Here is a 13,970-nt window from a genome sequence, read left to right as displayed (position 1 = left end):
TTGACGGGTCTTTTATTTTTTTACTGAAATAATCCTGAAAAGCCGTATAAACGTTGTTAATATTGTTGCGTCGCGGTTTTTAGTATGTTACTCTTTTTACAGTGTTTAAAGCATTTATGCTATAACCTTTGAGAGGAGGTGAATGGTGTGAACAAAACAGAATTGATCAACTCAGTTGCCGAAGCGGCAGGTCTGACGAAAAAAGATGCTACTAAAGCGGTTGAAGCTGTATTCGATACAATCCAATCAACACTTGCAAATGGTGATAAAGTACAATTGATCGGATTCGGTAACTTCGAGGTGCGTGAGCGTGCTGCCCGTAAAGGTCGTAACCCACAATCAGGTGAAGAAATCGAAATCGCAGCAAGCAAAGTTCCTGCGTTCAAAGCAGGTAAAGCGCTTAAAGATGCTGTTAAGTAATCTTTAAGTTTACATAGGAGCCCCTCCGCCATGTCTCATCGACATAAACGCGGACGGGCTCCTTTTATATGCGCTCTCGATTTCTGCGGACGTTGCTTTAATTCTTGCTCCCTTAAGGTCGCACAAAACATTGCTCCCTTAAGGTCGCACAAAACATTGCTCGCAACGCTACGCTTGTGCTCGCAAACGCCGTTCTTCGTAACGGCTCTTGTAAAGACGTGCTCGCAACGCTGTCGCTTTTGCTCGCAAAAGCCGTTCTTCGTAACGGCTCTTGCAAAGGTGTGCTCGCAACGCTTCGCTTTTACTCGCAAACGCCGTTCTTCGTAACGGCGCTTGCAAAGATGTGCTCGTAACGCTTCGCTTTTACTCGCAAGCGCCGTTCTTCGTAACGGCGCTTGCTGTACGTATCTGTGCGAGTATGCTACTATCTTTGAAGGAATAGCATTAGATTGGGATGAGGAGGAAGTCTTTATGAGAGAAGTGGATCTCGGTAAGATAGAGAAAGCAGTTTCGATGATCCTGGAAGCAATAGGTGAGGACACCGAACGTGAAGGTTTACTCGACACCCCGAAAAGGGTCGCGAAAATGTACGCAGAAGTTTTTGAAGGACTACATAAAGATCCTAAACAATATTTCGAAACGGTGTTCCATGAGAACCACGATGAAGTGGTCCTTGTGAAGGACATTCCGTTCCATTCGATGTGTGAGCATCACCTTGTCCCATTCTTCGGGCACGCGCATATCGCATACATACCACGCGACGGAGTCGTTGCAGGACTTAGCAAATTGGCTAGGGCTGTCGAAACGACTGCCAAGCGACCGCAATTGCAGGAAAGGATCACATCTACTGTTGCAAACGCGATGATGGATATGCTTAATCCGATTGGCGTCTATGTCATTATTGAAGCGGAACATATGTGCATGACGATGAGAGGGATTAAAAAGCCTGGTGCGAAAACAGTAACGACTGTCGCAAGAGGGATTTACGAGCACGACGATGTGAAAAGAGCAGAAATTCTGTCTCTTCTGAAGTGATCTGATGCCTTTGCGGATCAATTCATTTCTATGATATGATGGAATGTATATGGATGACAGGAGATGAGAACATGTCACAACCTGATTTTATCATGATCAAAGCGCAAGAAGATGGAGTGAATGTCATCGGACTCACTAGGGGCAATGATACGAAATTCCATCACACTGAAAAATTGGATCGTGGGGAAGTGATGATTGCCCAGTTCACTGAGCATACGTCCGCCATGAAAATTCGCGGCAAAGCCGAAATCCACTCTGCGCATGGTATTGTCTACAGCGATGGAAAAGAATAGACATACGGGACCCTACTCATATGGTCTTTGAATGGAGAACCGAAGATGGACAGACAAACTATCAATCGATATATTCAAAATTATATAAGCGAAGTCGAACGTTCCATACAAGAGCCCATTCTGTACAGGGAGCTTGGGAAGACGCCACTTGACGAAGCGAAGGCGTTTTTCCTCCTCTTACCTCTGTTGAATAACGAGGAGTGGACATCTGAGATGAATATATCTGCGGTTGCGGTGGGCGCTGTACATGCTGCCTTCGATATGCATGACAGAGTGGACATCCTGGACGCAACTTCAAAGGAGCAACAACTAATGGTACTCTCCGGAGATCATTTCAGCGGCATACACTATCGTTTATTGTCATCGCTTCCAGACTTCAAGCTCATCACTTCCATGTCGGAAATGATCGGGCATATTAATGAGACAAAGACGAATCTGTTAATGGAAGATTCTGATGGAATCGAGTTGCTTATCGACTCGATGATCAGTATAGAATCTGGGTGCATCGTTGATTTTCAGAGCAGATACGGCTTAACAAGATATTCGGAAATCGCTGAAACGGCATTGGGTCTCATTTGGTTTTTCAAGAAGTTGATGAAAGATCCGACCGTCGAGCAAGTGTGGTCGGGAAATAGGATTAAAAAGACCGATGTAGAAGATGCGATTTCCATTCTAACTTCGAGGTTGCAAAACCAGCTTGCCAATGCCGGATTTTTGACCCCGTTTTTAAGACAGGAAATTCATAGGTTTGCTACACCGCTCTTAGGCAAGCCTATCTAGAGAAAGTAGGGAAGACATATGGGGACGTCCAAAGAAGAGAAAGTCCATCACGTCTTTGAGAAGATTGCGGTTGATTATGATAAGATGAATTCCGTCATAAGCTTTAACCAACATATAAAATGGCGAAATGATATTATGAAACGAATGAATGTCCATAAAGGATCCAGTGCATTGGATGTTTGCTGCGGCACAGCAGATTGGACGATTGCATTAGCAGAGGCTGTCGGGCCTGATGGACATGTGACCGGCCTCGACTTCAGTGAAAGCATGCTTGCGTCCGGAAAGCCTAAAGTTGCCAAGTACAAAAACGTCGATCTTGTTCAAGGGAACGCAATGGAGTTGCCATTCCCGGATAATAGCTTTGACTATGTGACGATTGGATTCGGTTTACGGAATGTTCCTGATTATGGACAAGTCTTGCAGGAAATGAATCGGGTCTTGAAGGCGGGCGGCATGGCTGCGTGCTTGGAGACTTCGCAAACAGAGATCCCAATATACCGGCAATTATTCCGCTTTTATTTCAAGTATATCATGCCGTTATTTGGTAAGCTTTTTGCGAAGAGCTACAGCGAATATTCTTGGCTCCAAGAATCCGCGGATGAATTTCCAGGATCGAAGCAGCTTGCCCAAATGTTCGTAGATGCCGGTTTTCAAGAAGTGTCTTATAAGAAGTATAGCGGTGGAGCTGCAGCCGGGCACATCGCGTTCAAATAATTGCAAGTAGGGGAAGGTAATCGTCTTGGAGAAATTGAAGTTAATGTCGCTTTACGCAGATTTCCGAAAGGATCTTTCATTCATCGAAAAGGAACTTGAACGATCCGTCGATTCCTCTTCCCCGGTCATTCGACAAGCCTCCCTGTTACTATTGCGGGCAGGCGGAAAAAGGATACGTCCGATATTCGTCATCCTTTCGTCCAAGTTCGGTGAATATTCGATAGAAAATGTGGCGAAAGTGGCAGTATCCTTGGAATTAATCCATATGGCTTCCCTTGTTCATGATGATGTCATCGACAATTCCGATTTTCGACGAGGCTTCGAGACAGTGAAGGCAAGGTGGAATAACAGAATTGCTATGTACACCGGCGATTATATTTTTTCGCGTGCACTTGTCTCAATCGGAGAAATTGAAATGCCTGCTGTTCATCAACTGCTTGCTGAAACGATGCTGGAGATTTGTAAAGGTGAAATCATTCAATTTGAATACCAACAAAAAACGGACCAGACATTCCGTGACTATTTGCGTCGAATTAAAAGGAAAACTGCGTTATTGCTTTCTTCCAGTTGTGAAATGGGAGCGCTTGTCTCCGACGCAAGCCCGGAAGTTGTAGGTAAGCTGAAGCGATTCGGTTATTTTGCGGGAATGGCGTTTCAAATTGTAGATGACATACTCGATATCACATCTACGGATGAAAAACTCGGAAAGCCTGCTGGCAGTGATCTGTTAAATGGACATTTGACGTTGCCGACGCTATACATAAAAGATGATCCCGAGTTCCAACCATTCCTATACCGTTCATTTGAGGGTTCGTTGACAGAAGAGGAACGGAGTCGGATGCTCACCTATATCCGTGAATCCGGCGCGATAGAAAAATCACAGCAAGTGAGCGATATGTACTTGAGGAAAGCGATTGCGGAAGTGGAATCACTGCCGGATAATGAAGCGAAGAAGTCACTGCTGCAAATTGCGGACTTCCTCGGAAAAAGAAAGTTCTGAGCAACAGCCTACCAGTTGAAAGATCGGGTCCCGAGTGGTACGATCAGTAAGGATAAAATTCCATACATACGTGAAGGAGTGTTTATAAATGGAAAAAACATTTTTAATGGTTAAACCTGATGGCGTTCAACGTAATCTAATCGGTGAAATTGTAAACCGTTTCGAAAGCAAAGGGTTCACATTGGTTGGCGCTAAATTGATGCAAATCAGCCAAGAACTTGCTGAACAGCATTATGGCGAACATAAGGAGCGTCCATTCTTTGGGGAGCTTGTTGACTTCATCACTTCTGGACCAGTTTTCGCAATGGTTTGGGAAGGTGAAAACGTTATCTCGACTGCACGCTTGATGATGGGTGCGACAAATCCGAAAGAATCTGCACCAGGAACAATCCGCGGCGACTTCGCTGTCACTGTCGGCAAAAACATCATCCACGGTTCAGATTCACCTGAATCAGCTGTTCGTGAAATCGGTCTTTTCTTTAAAGAAGAAGAACTCGTCAGCTATGACAAATCAATGGTAAGCTGGATCAACTAATCTGCAACCACACTCAAACAGCCAAGCGGTCAAACGCTTGGCTGTTTTTTTATCATTTGTTTTTATTCATTATTTAGGATATAGCTTGTTTCATTCCAAAGTATCTTTATCCAAATGAAGATACATTGGGGAATTGTCACATTTGTTACCATCTTTCCGGTATAATAGGGAAAAAGAGAACCAGGGGGACTATTCGTGTCAGATTACATCGATTTCATATCAAAAATAAAGAAGAAGACCGGAATCGACTTATCACTATACAAAGAAGCCCAAATGAAAAGAAGGCTGACATCCCTATATGAAAAGAAGGGTTTCCGCAATTTCTCTGACTATTATTTAGCCATACATAACGATCAACAGCTCCTGAGCGAATTCCTCGATAGAATGACAATCAATGTCTCGGAATTCTACCGGAACGCCCAGCGTTGGGACGTCCTCGACAAGAAAATCTTCCCCATGTTGTTAGCCCAAAGGAAAAAACTGAAAATATGGAGTGCAGCCTGTTCTACAGGGGAAGAACCATATTCCCTCGCCATGGTCCTATCATCTCACTTGCCATTGCGGGATATTTCGATTTTAGCGACAGACCTTGATGCCGGGGTATTAGAACGTGCAAAGGTCGGCCTTTATCAAGAACGGTCATTGAAAGAAGTGCCTAACCCTATCTTGGACAAGTATTTTGTCAATGAAGGACAGCACTACCAAGTGAAAGATGAAATTAAACAGACAGTCCAATTTAAACAGCAAAACCTTTTAGGGGATCCCTACGGTTCAGGTTTCGACCTTATCGTTTGCAGGAATGTGATGATCTACTTCACGGAAGAGGCAAAGGACCATATCTACACCGACTTTTCTAAAGCGCTGGCTCCCGGTGGAATTCTTTTCGTCGGAAGCACCGAACAGATTTTTAATCCATCCAAATACGGCTTCGAATCAGTCGAGACATTCTTTTACAGAAAGCTTTAATGGACAGCAGTTTATTGCAATTATCCTTTAAATCCGGAAAATATCCGGATTTTTTCATTAATACCTATAGTCAAAATTGTTTTAGTTTGATAAAGTGCTATGAAACGGATGTTTACTCCATCCTTAAGAAAAGAGATAAAGGAGGAAATGAAATGAGGTTTTTTACAGCTGGCGAGTCACATGGACCACAATTGACAGCCATTATTGAAGGGCTACCTGCTCAAATGCCTTTAACGGCAGAAATGATCAACAATGAATTGAAAAGGCGTCAAGGCGGCCATGGGCGTGGCCGTCGGATGCAAATAGAAAAAGATCAGGTGCTTATCACGTCCGGTGTACGGCATGGGAAGACGCTCGGGTCGCCTGTGACGCTGACGGTCGTCAATGATGACTGGAAGCATTGGACAAGCATCATGGGAGTCGAACCGTTGGCGGATGACGTAAATCCCGAAGACATCAAAAGACAGATCACAAGACCTCGGCCAGGACATGCGGATCTAGTCGGTGGCATGAAGTACGGACACCGCGATCTGCGTAATGTTTTGGAACGATCCTCTGCCAGAGAGACGACGATGCGTGTGGCAGTGGGCGCTGTAGCTAAACAGTTCCTTTGCCAACTAGGCATCCAGACTGTCGCTCACGTAACGGAAATCGGCGGGATTACAACTAATCCGGACACTTATTCCGGATTATCGTTGGATGAACTGCGAGCGATTGTCGAAAACGATCCAGTCTACTGCGCAGACCAGGAAGCATCAACGCGGATGGTTGCAGCCATCGATGACATTAAAGGACGCGGAGACACGCTTGGAGGAGTCGTGGAGGTCATTGTGGAAGGATGCCCGCCAGGTATAGGAAGCTACGTCCAGTTCGATCGGAAAATGGATGGGAAGCTTGCCGGAGCGATGATGAGCATCAATGCGTTCAAAGGGGTTGAATTCGGATTGGGCTTTAAAATGGCGCAAAAACCTGGCAGTGAGGTTCATGATGAAATTGCTTGGTCGGAAGAGCTCGGCTACTACCGCAAGTCAAATCGGCTCGGTGGGCTGGAAGGCGGTATGACGACAGGCATGCCGATTGTCATCCGAGGCGTCATGAAACCGATTCCGACATTGTATAAGCCGCTTGAAAGCGTGGATATCGATACGAAAGAGCCATTCGTAGCAACAATCGAAAGATCAGACCCTTGTGCGGTGCCGGCAGCTTCTGTCGTTGCGGAGCATGTCATTGCAACTGAAATGGCAAAAGCGATCATGGAGGAATTCCGTTCGGATACGATGGAAGGCTTGAAGGAAGAAATTGAACGATACCGACACTATGTAAAGGGGTTTTGATATGGGAAAATTGACCGTTCAATTGCCCGATGCGCAATATGATGTCCATATCGGTGAATATGTGTACGACTTGTTTTCTTCCGACTATAAAGGCTTATTCCAGAGCGCTGATCGGGTTGGCATCATCGCAGACGAAAATGCTGCCAATCTGCACTTGCCCATTCTACTCGAAGCTTTACAAAAAGCTGATATTGCACCTCTAGTAAAAATCGTCCCTCCAGGGGAAGAGTGTAAAACAAAGGAGGTCTTTTTTGAGTGCCACTCCTATTTAATAAACGAGAATTTCACTAGGAATTCCTTGCTTATCGCTTTCGGAGGAGGGGCATGCGGTGATTTGACAGGATTCGTCGCCGCTACATACATGAGGGGAATCAGGTTTGTTCAATGCCCTACGACAATTCTGGCACACGACAGTGCAGTAGGCGGCAAAACTGCCATCAATCTGCCGGAAGGGAAAAACATGGTCGGCTCTTTCCATCAGCCGTCAGCGGTACTCTTCAATACTACGTTGTTAACGACGTTGCCGCCGCGTGAAATTCGTTCTGGAATGGCGGAATTGATCAAACATGCATTCATTTCCGATGAGAACTGGTCAAAATCATTGCTGGAAGAAGAGACTTTTTCCAATCCGACGGAACAGTGGTTAGCAGCAGAGCTTTTAAAAGGGATTCAAGTGAAGGCGGATATCGTTGCGGAAGATGAATTCGAGCATTCCACTAGGAAATTCTTGAACTTCGGCCATACATTCGGCCATGCTGTGGAAGCCGTTTGCGGTTTTGGAGGATTGAGTCATGGGGAATGCGTCGCGATAGGCATGGCTTACAGTTTCATCCTGAGTGAACGTCATGGAACTATTGACGAAGCTTTTACGAACCGGTTCATTCGCTTCGCCAAAAAAAATGGCTACTCGTTTGATCCTGTATTGGAGCATCCATTTGGCAGTTTCCTTGTTTTCATGGAAAAAGATAAAAAAGCCGCTTTCGGCGAAATGAATTTCGTCATGTTGGAGCAGCTTGGATCACCTTTTGTGAAAAAAGTTTCAGCGGTAGAATGTGAACAGGCTTTTTTCGAATTGCGGAATAGAATCGGAATGGGGGAGCGGTCATGACGGTTAGAGGGATAAGAGGGGCAACTACCGTTGTTTCAGATCAAACTGACGGAGTACTTGAAGCTACAAGAACATTGGTAATGGAAATGGCTGAGCAAAACGGCATTGCTCCAGACGATATCGTTTCAGTCATTGTTTCAACTACACGAGACATTGAATCTGCATTTCCTGCAAAAGCGGTCAGAACACTGGATGGATGGAAGTATGTACCGGTCATGTGTACGCATGAAATGGATGTACCGGGATCAATGCCGCTATGCATAAGGATTCTCATGCACGTCAATTCTGAGACGCATCAAAAGGACGTCAAGCATATCTATCAAAACGAAGCAGTGAAGCTGCGTCCAGACTTGCAAAACTAAAATACATGCAGACCGGAGGAGTACATATGCAGTGGAAACAAGTTTTATCTACTATGCAACCTTATAAACCTGGCAGATCTAGTGAAGAAGTGAAACAGGCTTATCACTTAACGAATGTCGTTAAATTGGCTTCAAATGAAAATCCCTACGGTTGCGCTTCTACAGTAGCCGAGTTTTTAAGCAGTACCTCAATGCCGTTTGAGATCTATCCAGATGGACACGGGACAACCCTTCGTGCAAAACTGGCAGAGAAACATGGTGTTGAGGAATCCTCGATCCTTTTCGGAAATGGTTCGGATGAAATCATCTCAATCATTTCACGTGCTTTGCTTGACGAAAAAGTGCATACGATTATGCCGAGTCCATCTTTTCCGCAATACGCCCATAATGCTAAAATTGAAGGTGCGGATATAACGGAGATTCTCTTAAAGAATGAACATCATGATTTGAACGATTTTATTGAAGCGATAAATGAACGGACGGCAATTATCTGGGTGTGCAATCCGAATAATCCGACCGGAAGTCTTATTCCAACAGCCGAGCTGGAAAGCTTTTTGGAGCGGGTTCCTGAAAACATCTTAGTGGTACTTGATGAAGCTTATTTTGAATACGTAACAGATTCTGATCATGTCGATTCGATTGGACTGATAGATCGGTTTCCTAACGTTCTCGTGTTGCGTACATTTTCGAAAGCGTACGGCCTTGCGTCCTTTAGAATAGGGTATGCGGTCGGCTCATCCGATATTATTACCGAGCTGAATAAAGTGCGCAACCCATTTAATACCAATACGTTAGCTGTAGCAGTTGCAACGAAGGCTCTGGAAGATGATGCATTCATCGACATGTGCCGGGAATTAAATGAAGAACAGAGGAAACGTTATAGTTCTTTCGCTAATGAAAAAGGAATCCATATGTATGATTCGGAAACGAACTTTGTATTAATGGAAGTACCCGGAGATGCTGATGAAGCATCTGAATACCTCTTACAACACGGCTATATCATTAGAAGCGGCAATGCACTCGGTACACCAGGGTACGTTAGGATCACAATCGGAACGGAAGAGCAGAATACAGGATTACTACAGGCGTTCACTCTTTTGTTACAAGAAAAAGGTAGATAACAATGAATGAAAATGTAGCAATTATTGGCTTAGGTCTTATTGGAGGTTCCTTGGCGCTTGCATTGAAGCGCGGCGGCCGCAATTTGCATGTAACAGGATTTGACCGTTCATATTCAACCGCGGACGAAGCTTATCGCCGTGGCATCATCGATACAATTGCCCCATCCGCAAGAGCGGCATGCGAAAAAGCCGATTACATCATTTTTGCGACCCCTGTGAATACGACTATCACATTGATGGAGGAGGCTTCGGAGTGGAAATTCAAAGAAAATGTCATCCTGTCGGATACAGGAAGTACAAAAAATCCGATCATGCAAGCTGCCAAGAGACTTCAAGACAGAGGTTTGACATTCATCGGCGGACATCCGATGGCAGGTTCCCATAAAAGCGGCATCGCTGCAGCGAAAGGGCATCTGTTTGAAAATGCTTATTATGTGTTGACGCCTAGCAATTATGCGAGCTCTGAACAAGTTGATAGCCTATCCAATCTATTGACACCTACAAAAGGCAAAATCGTCATCTTGGATGCGGCCGAGCATGATCGGATGACAGCGATTGTCAGTCATTTCCCTCACATTATCGCCTCTTCGCTCGTTGGCAGGCTGGCTGACCAGGAAAAAGTTCAGCCATTCGTGAAAGATCTAGCTGCCGGCGGTTTCCGTGACCTTACCCGAATCGCTTCTGCAGATCCGACGATGTGGCGGGACATTACAATTCAGAATCGGGAAGAATTACTTGGGCAACTGGATGGCTGGTTACAGGAAATGAATTCAATCCGCTCCATGATCCTTGAAAACGATCCCGACCGAATATATGATTTCTTTTCTGATGCGAAGGAGTTCCGGGATCAATTGCCTTCCACTTTCAAAGGGGCAGTGCAAGGAGCTTTGTATATGACATTCGATTTGCATATCGATATACCGGATCATCCTGGTGTCATATCCGAAATCACAAAAATACTTGCTGATGAGCAAATCAGCATCACGAATATCCGGATTGTAGAAACACGAACAGATGTATATGGAATCCTCGTCATCAGTTTTCAGACGGCGGATGATCGGAAGGCTGCAAGGTCAGTCCTTGCGAAAAAAACGGATTATAGCATGCATATTCTCTAAAAAGGGAGGGCTCTTCATGGTGGAAACAAAAACAGTGACATTCAACAAGCCGATAGTAAAAGGTTCTGTAAAAGTGCCGGGGGACAAATCCATTTCCCATCGTGCTATCATGTTAGGGTCGATAGCGGAAGGCCGCACGAGGATAAAAGGATTCCTCGATGGAGACGATTGCTTACGGACAATCGAGATTTTCAAGCGATTAGGCGTCTCCATCGAGCGGAGTGGAACAGACGTCTTGATTACGAGTCCCGGGATTAAGAAATGGGTCACTCCCACTGAAGAGTTATATGCGGGGAATTCAGGCACAACGGCTAGACTGATGCTCGGGATATTGTCGGGCTCTGCGGTCACCTCCACATTGACAGGCGACGCTTCATTATCCAAGCGACCGATGAAAAGAGTGATCACCCCTCTGCAATCAATGGGAGCATCGATTTCAGGAGATGAGGAAGGTGATTTCCTTCCACTTACAATCGTCGGTTCAATGCTTGAAGGAATTGACTATAAGATGCCTGTGGCAAGTGCACAAGTGAAGTCTGCAATCCTTTTTGCCGGCTTGAACGCAAAAGGAGAAACGGTCGTCAGAGAATCAGCCGTTTCAAGGGATCATACGGAAAGGATGCTTCAACAATTCGGAGCTGAGCTTCTCAAGGATGGAAATACGGTACGCATCCAAGGAGGACAAGCTTTATCGGGGACGGACGTGATTGTTCCCGGTGATATTTCATCCGCGGCATTTTTCATGGCTGCTGCTGCTATGATTAAAGACAGTGAAGTTATATTTAGAAATGTCGGTTTGAATCCGACGAGAACAGGAATCATTGAAGTGCTGCGTCAAATGGGTGCGGAAGTGGAAATACTTGAACATAACGGTGAAAAAGGCGAATATTACGGAGTAGTTAAAGTGGCGCATTCCCGATTGGAAGGGATTGAGATAAGTGGAGATATCATACCGACACTTATCGATGAATTGCCGATCATTGCGTTGCTTGCAACCCAAGCGACGGGTACAACAGTCATCAAAGATGCTGCGGAACTGCGCGTCAAGGAGACGGACCGTATTGCCGCCGTCACGGATGAACTGACGAAACTCGGCGCGAAAGTGGAAGCGACGGAGGATGGGATGATCATAGAAGGACCGACACCCTTACTAGGGGGTGAAATGAAATCCTACGGCGATCACAGAATTGGGATGATGGCCGCCATTGCCGCTTTGGTGTCAGTTGGACCAATCCATATTGAAGACCCATCTTGCATCGCCATTTCCTATCCAAACTTCTTTGATCATTTATCCCAACTCGTCCAAGCACGTAGTGAAGAATAAATTTCCTAATGTATACAACATGAAGGAACAGGTGAAAATATGATGCAGTTACATGATTTTGAAAAAGCGGTACTCGATGGAGATATCGGGCTACTAAATGATTTGATTGACCGGGTGGAAAAAACAGGGGACTTTGACCTGCTATATGAAGCGGCAGGTTTATTGGTCGATTACGGATATGTCGGACAAGCCGACCATATTTATGAAATATTGATTGCCTATATGCCTGATGAACCACAGTTGAAGATTGACCGGGCCAATACATTGATGGAGCTCGGCGATGAAGATGATGCATTGCTGTTGCTGTCCGAAGTGACGCAAGATCAGGAGGAGTATACCCAGGCGCTGTTAGCTCTAGCCGATTATTATCAAATGATCGGCATGGCGGAGGCGGCTGTCGGAAAGGTGAAAGAGGCTCTTTCGCGATCACCTCATGAGCCTGTCATCCGTTTTGCATATGCTGAGCTGCTCCTGGATGCAGGAAGATATCTTGAAGCTGCAAAACTTTACACCGAACTTTACAATGAAGGCCATAATGAAATTGCTAGTATAATGATTCCGCTCAGACTGGCTGAAACGTATAGCGCCGGAGCTGCATATGAGGAAGCATTGCCTTATTACGAAAAACTTTTGAAAGATGAGCAGCTTCCCGATACGCTGTTTGGCGCAGCGTTTGCCTATTACCAGAGCAGTCAGCCGGAAAAGTCGGTCCAGTTGCTTGAACAATTGATTGAAATGGATCCCGATTACTTCTCCGCATATATGCTCGCAGGCCAGGCGCAGTCCCAATTGGGCGATGATGAACAAGCATATGGCTTATTCGAACAGGGCATCAAGCGAGACGAATTTGACAAAGAACTTCGCCTGTCCGCGGGCAAATCGGCATTGAAGCTAGGAATCCCCCTTGAAGCGGAAGAACATTTACAGCATGCGATTGCGCTGGATCCCGAATATATAGATGCAATCGTCACACTCGCATCCCTTTATAATCAGCAGGAAGAAGACGAAAAATTATTATCCTTGCTGACCGAAATGAATGAAGAGCAGATGGATATTCCACTATTGTCGGCATTCAAAGCATATGCTCTGGAAAGAGAGGAACAATATGCACATGCATACGTATCTTACAGTAAGGCATATGTTGGAATGAAGGATGATCCATCTTTTCTGGATAAATACGCAAGATTCCTTTTGGATGAAGGAAAACGTGATGAAGCTATCGAAGTAGTTAGGACGTTGGTAATCCTAGAACAACCTGAGGAATGGACCGCTTTTCTTGAAACGTTGAATGACGAGGAGGTGTGATATGACAGCCATGATTCCTGTCGCTGCCAAAAAAGACTTCGTACGGTGGTTTTTAAAGCGCTATAAATTGAAGCGCCGGGAATGTGTGTGGATTCTGAATTATCTTCTAAGCCATGAACAACTACTTCAAAACGTCCACTTTACGGATGAGGCACATTATTGTCCGAGGGCGATGGTGATTTCTACAATAAACTCGGAAAGCATCCCTTTCCGATTTTACAAAGGCAATCTGATGACGGCCGATGCGGAAAAATCATTCCATGATCTCCGACTCCATCCTGATGAAAAAATGTACATTCAGCTGAATTTTCCGAACAGCCATGCTTGTCCTCAATATGCGAGCGTACGTGAGGAAAATCCTTTCCTTCCAGCTGAGCTTCAGGTGAGTGCACGAGATCGTAAGATTGCTGAGCAACTGCTAGAAGAAAGTGCCGCCTCTATGTCCCTGGATCTGCTTATGAGGAGGGTCGATGAAGCGCTTGATGCCAATGACCGGGAACGTTTCCTCATTCTATCGGCAATGCTGAACGACATGAAAATTACAAAAGAGTAATG

The 13,970-nt window shown here is 45.2% G+C and carries 16 protein-coding genes; all 16 read left to right on the top strand.

Features of this window, described 5'->3' with window-relative positions:
* Positions 1–147 precede the first annotated feature (147 nt).
* Positions 148–420, top strand: a complete 273-nt coding sequence (locus M3191_RS04405; RefSeq protein WP_037561579.1) for an HU family DNA-binding protein — start codon at positions 148–150, stop codon at positions 418–420.
* Between the two features lie 471 nt (positions 421–891).
* A complete protein-coding gene (gene folE, locus M3191_RS04400; RefSeq protein WP_251698418.1) occupies positions 892–1,455 on the top strand; it encodes a GTP cyclohydrolase I FolE in 564 nt (187 codons plus the stop codon).
* 71 nt (positions 1,456–1,526) lie between these two features.
* On the top strand, positions 1,527–1,748 hold the full coding sequence (gene mtrB / locus M3191_RS04395) for a trp RNA-binding attenuation protein MtrB (RefSeq protein ID WP_060205214.1): 222 nt from the start codon (positions 1,527–1,529) through the stop codon (positions 1,746–1,748).
* 45 nt (positions 1,749–1,793) lie between these two features.
* Positions 1,794–2,528: a heptaprenyl diphosphate synthase component 1 gene (locus tag M3191_RS04390; RefSeq protein WP_251698416.1), complete on the top strand. Its 735-nt coding sequence runs from the start codon at positions 1,794–1,796 to the stop codon at positions 2,526–2,528.
* An 18-nt stretch (positions 2,529–2,546) separates the two neighbouring features.
* Positions 2,547–3,242, top strand: coding sequence for a demethylmenaquinone methyltransferase (locus M3191_RS04385; protein WP_251698412.1), 696 nt, complete (start codon positions 2,547–2,549; stop codon positions 3,240–3,242).
* 25 nt (positions 3,243–3,267) lie between these two features.
* Positions 3,268–4,242 (top strand): polyprenyl synthetase family protein, encoded by a 975-nt coding sequence (locus M3191_RS04380; protein WP_251698409.1) that lies wholly within the window; start codon positions 3,268–3,270, stop codon positions 4,240–4,242.
* Between the two features lie 88 nt (positions 4,243–4,330).
* Positions 4,331–4,777: a nucleoside-diphosphate kinase gene (ndk, locus tag M3191_RS04375; protein WP_251698407.1), complete on the top strand. Its 447-nt coding sequence runs from the start codon at positions 4,331–4,333 to the stop codon at positions 4,775–4,777.
* Between the two features lie 195 nt (positions 4,778–4,972).
* Positions 4,973–5,743 (top strand): CheR family methyltransferase, encoded by a 771-nt coding sequence (locus M3191_RS04370; protein WP_251698406.1) that lies wholly within the window; start codon positions 4,973–4,975, stop codon positions 5,741–5,743.
* 152 nt (positions 5,744–5,895) lie between these two features.
* On the top strand, positions 5,896–7,077 hold the full coding sequence (gene aroC / locus M3191_RS04365; RefSeq protein ID WP_251698404.1) for a chorismate synthase: 1,182 nt from the start codon (positions 5,896–5,898) through the stop codon (positions 7,075–7,077).
* A gap of 1 nt (position 7,078) precedes the next feature.
* The gene (aroB, locus tag M3191_RS04360; RefSeq protein WP_251698402.1) at positions 7,079–8,185 is read left to right on the top strand and encodes a 3-dehydroquinate synthase; all 1,107 of its coding nucleotides are present in this window, start codon (positions 7,079–7,081) and stop codon (positions 8,183–8,185) included.
* Positions 8,182–8,547 carry a chorismate mutase gene (gene aroH / locus M3191_RS04355; RefSeq protein ID WP_251698400.1) on the top strand — a complete coding sequence of 122 codons (366 nt, stop codon included), beginning with the start codon at positions 8,182–8,184 and terminating at the stop codon, positions 8,545–8,547. Before aroB ends, aroH begins: the two co-directional genes overlap by 4 nt.
* Positions 8,548–8,573: 26 nt before the next feature.
* Complete coding sequence (gene hisC / locus M3191_RS04350) at positions 8,574–9,668, top strand: histidinol-phosphate transaminase (RefSeq protein WP_251698398.1); 1,095 nt, start codon at positions 8,574–8,576, stop codon at positions 9,666–9,668.
* 2 nt (positions 9,669–9,670) lie between these two features.
* On the top strand, positions 9,671–10,786 hold the full coding sequence (locus tag M3191_RS04345) for a prephenate dehydrogenase (protein WP_251698395.1): 1,116 nt from the start codon (positions 9,671–9,673) through the stop codon (positions 10,784–10,786).
* Between the two features lie 16 nt (positions 10,787–10,802).
* Complete coding sequence (gene aroA, locus M3191_RS04340) at positions 10,803–12,110, top strand: 3-phosphoshikimate 1-carboxyvinyltransferase (protein WP_251698393.1); 1,308 nt, start codon at positions 10,803–10,805, stop codon at positions 12,108–12,110.
* Between the two features lie 42 nt (positions 12,111–12,152).
* On the top strand, positions 12,153–13,415 hold the full coding sequence (locus M3191_RS04335; RefSeq protein WP_251698391.1) for a tetratricopeptide repeat protein: 1,263 nt from the start codon (positions 12,153–12,155) through the stop codon (positions 13,413–13,415).
* Position 13,416: 1 nt separating this feature from the next.
* Positions 13,417–13,968 (top strand): ReoY family proteolytic degradation factor, encoded by a 552-nt coding sequence (locus tag M3191_RS04330; protein WP_251624233.1) that lies wholly within the window; start codon positions 13,417–13,419, stop codon positions 13,966–13,968.
* Positions 13,969–13,970 lie beyond the last annotated feature (2 nt).

The sequence above is a fragment of the Sporosarcina luteola genome, from assembly GCF_023715535.1.
GTDB classification, from domain to species: Bacteria; Bacillota; Bacilli; order Bacillales_A; family Planococcaceae; genus Sporosarcina; species Sporosarcina luteola_B.
This window is presented reverse-complemented; position numbering and strand designations above follow the sequence as displayed.

Excerpts from the sequence above, each read along its gene's own strand:
- folE (WP_251698418.1), top strand. The coding sequence starts at position 892 with ATGAGAGAAGTGGATCTCGGTAAGATAGAGAAAGCAGTTTCGATGATC.
- mtrB (WP_060205214.1), top strand. The coding sequence starts at position 1,527 with ATGTCACAACCTGATTTTATCATGATCAAAGCGCAAGAAGATGGAGTG.
- M3191_RS04390 (WP_251698416.1), top strand. The coding sequence starts at position 1,794 with ATGGACAGACAAACTATCAATCGATATATTCAAAATTATATAAGCGAA.
- M3191_RS04385 (WP_251698412.1), top strand. The coding sequence starts at position 2,547 with ATGGGGACGTCCAAAGAAGAGAAAGTCCATCACGTCTTTGAGAAGATT.
- ndk (WP_251698407.1), top strand. The coding sequence starts at position 4,331 with ATGGAAAAAACATTTTTAATGGTTAAACCTGATGGCGTTCAACGTAAT.
- aroC (WP_251698404.1), top strand. The coding sequence starts at position 5,896 with ATGAGGTTTTTTACAGCTGGCGAGTCACATGGACCACAATTGACAGCC.
- aroB (WP_251698402.1), top strand. The coding sequence starts at position 7,079 with ATGGGAAAATTGACCGTTCAATTGCCCGATGCGCAATATGATGTCCAT.
- aroH (WP_251698400.1), top strand. The coding sequence starts at position 8,182 with ATGACGGTTAGAGGGATAAGAGGGGCAACTACCGTTGTTTCAGATCAA.
- hisC (WP_251698398.1), top strand. The coding sequence starts at position 8,574 with ATGCAGTGGAAACAAGTTTTATCTACTATGCAACCTTATAAACCTGGC.
- M3191_RS04345 (WP_251698395.1), top strand. The coding sequence starts at position 9,671 with ATGAATGAAAATGTAGCAATTATTGGCTTAGGTCTTATTGGAGGTTCC.
- aroA (WP_251698393.1), top strand. The coding sequence starts at position 10,803 with ATGGTGGAAACAAAAACAGTGACATTCAACAAGCCGATAGTAAAAGGT.
- M3191_RS04335 (WP_251698391.1), top strand. The coding sequence starts at position 12,153 with ATGCAGTTACATGATTTTGAAAAAGCGGTACTCGATGGAGATATCGGG.
- M3191_RS04330 (WP_251624233.1), top strand. The coding sequence starts at position 13,417 with ATGACAGCCATGATTCCTGTCGCTGCCAAAAAAGACTTCGTACGGTGG.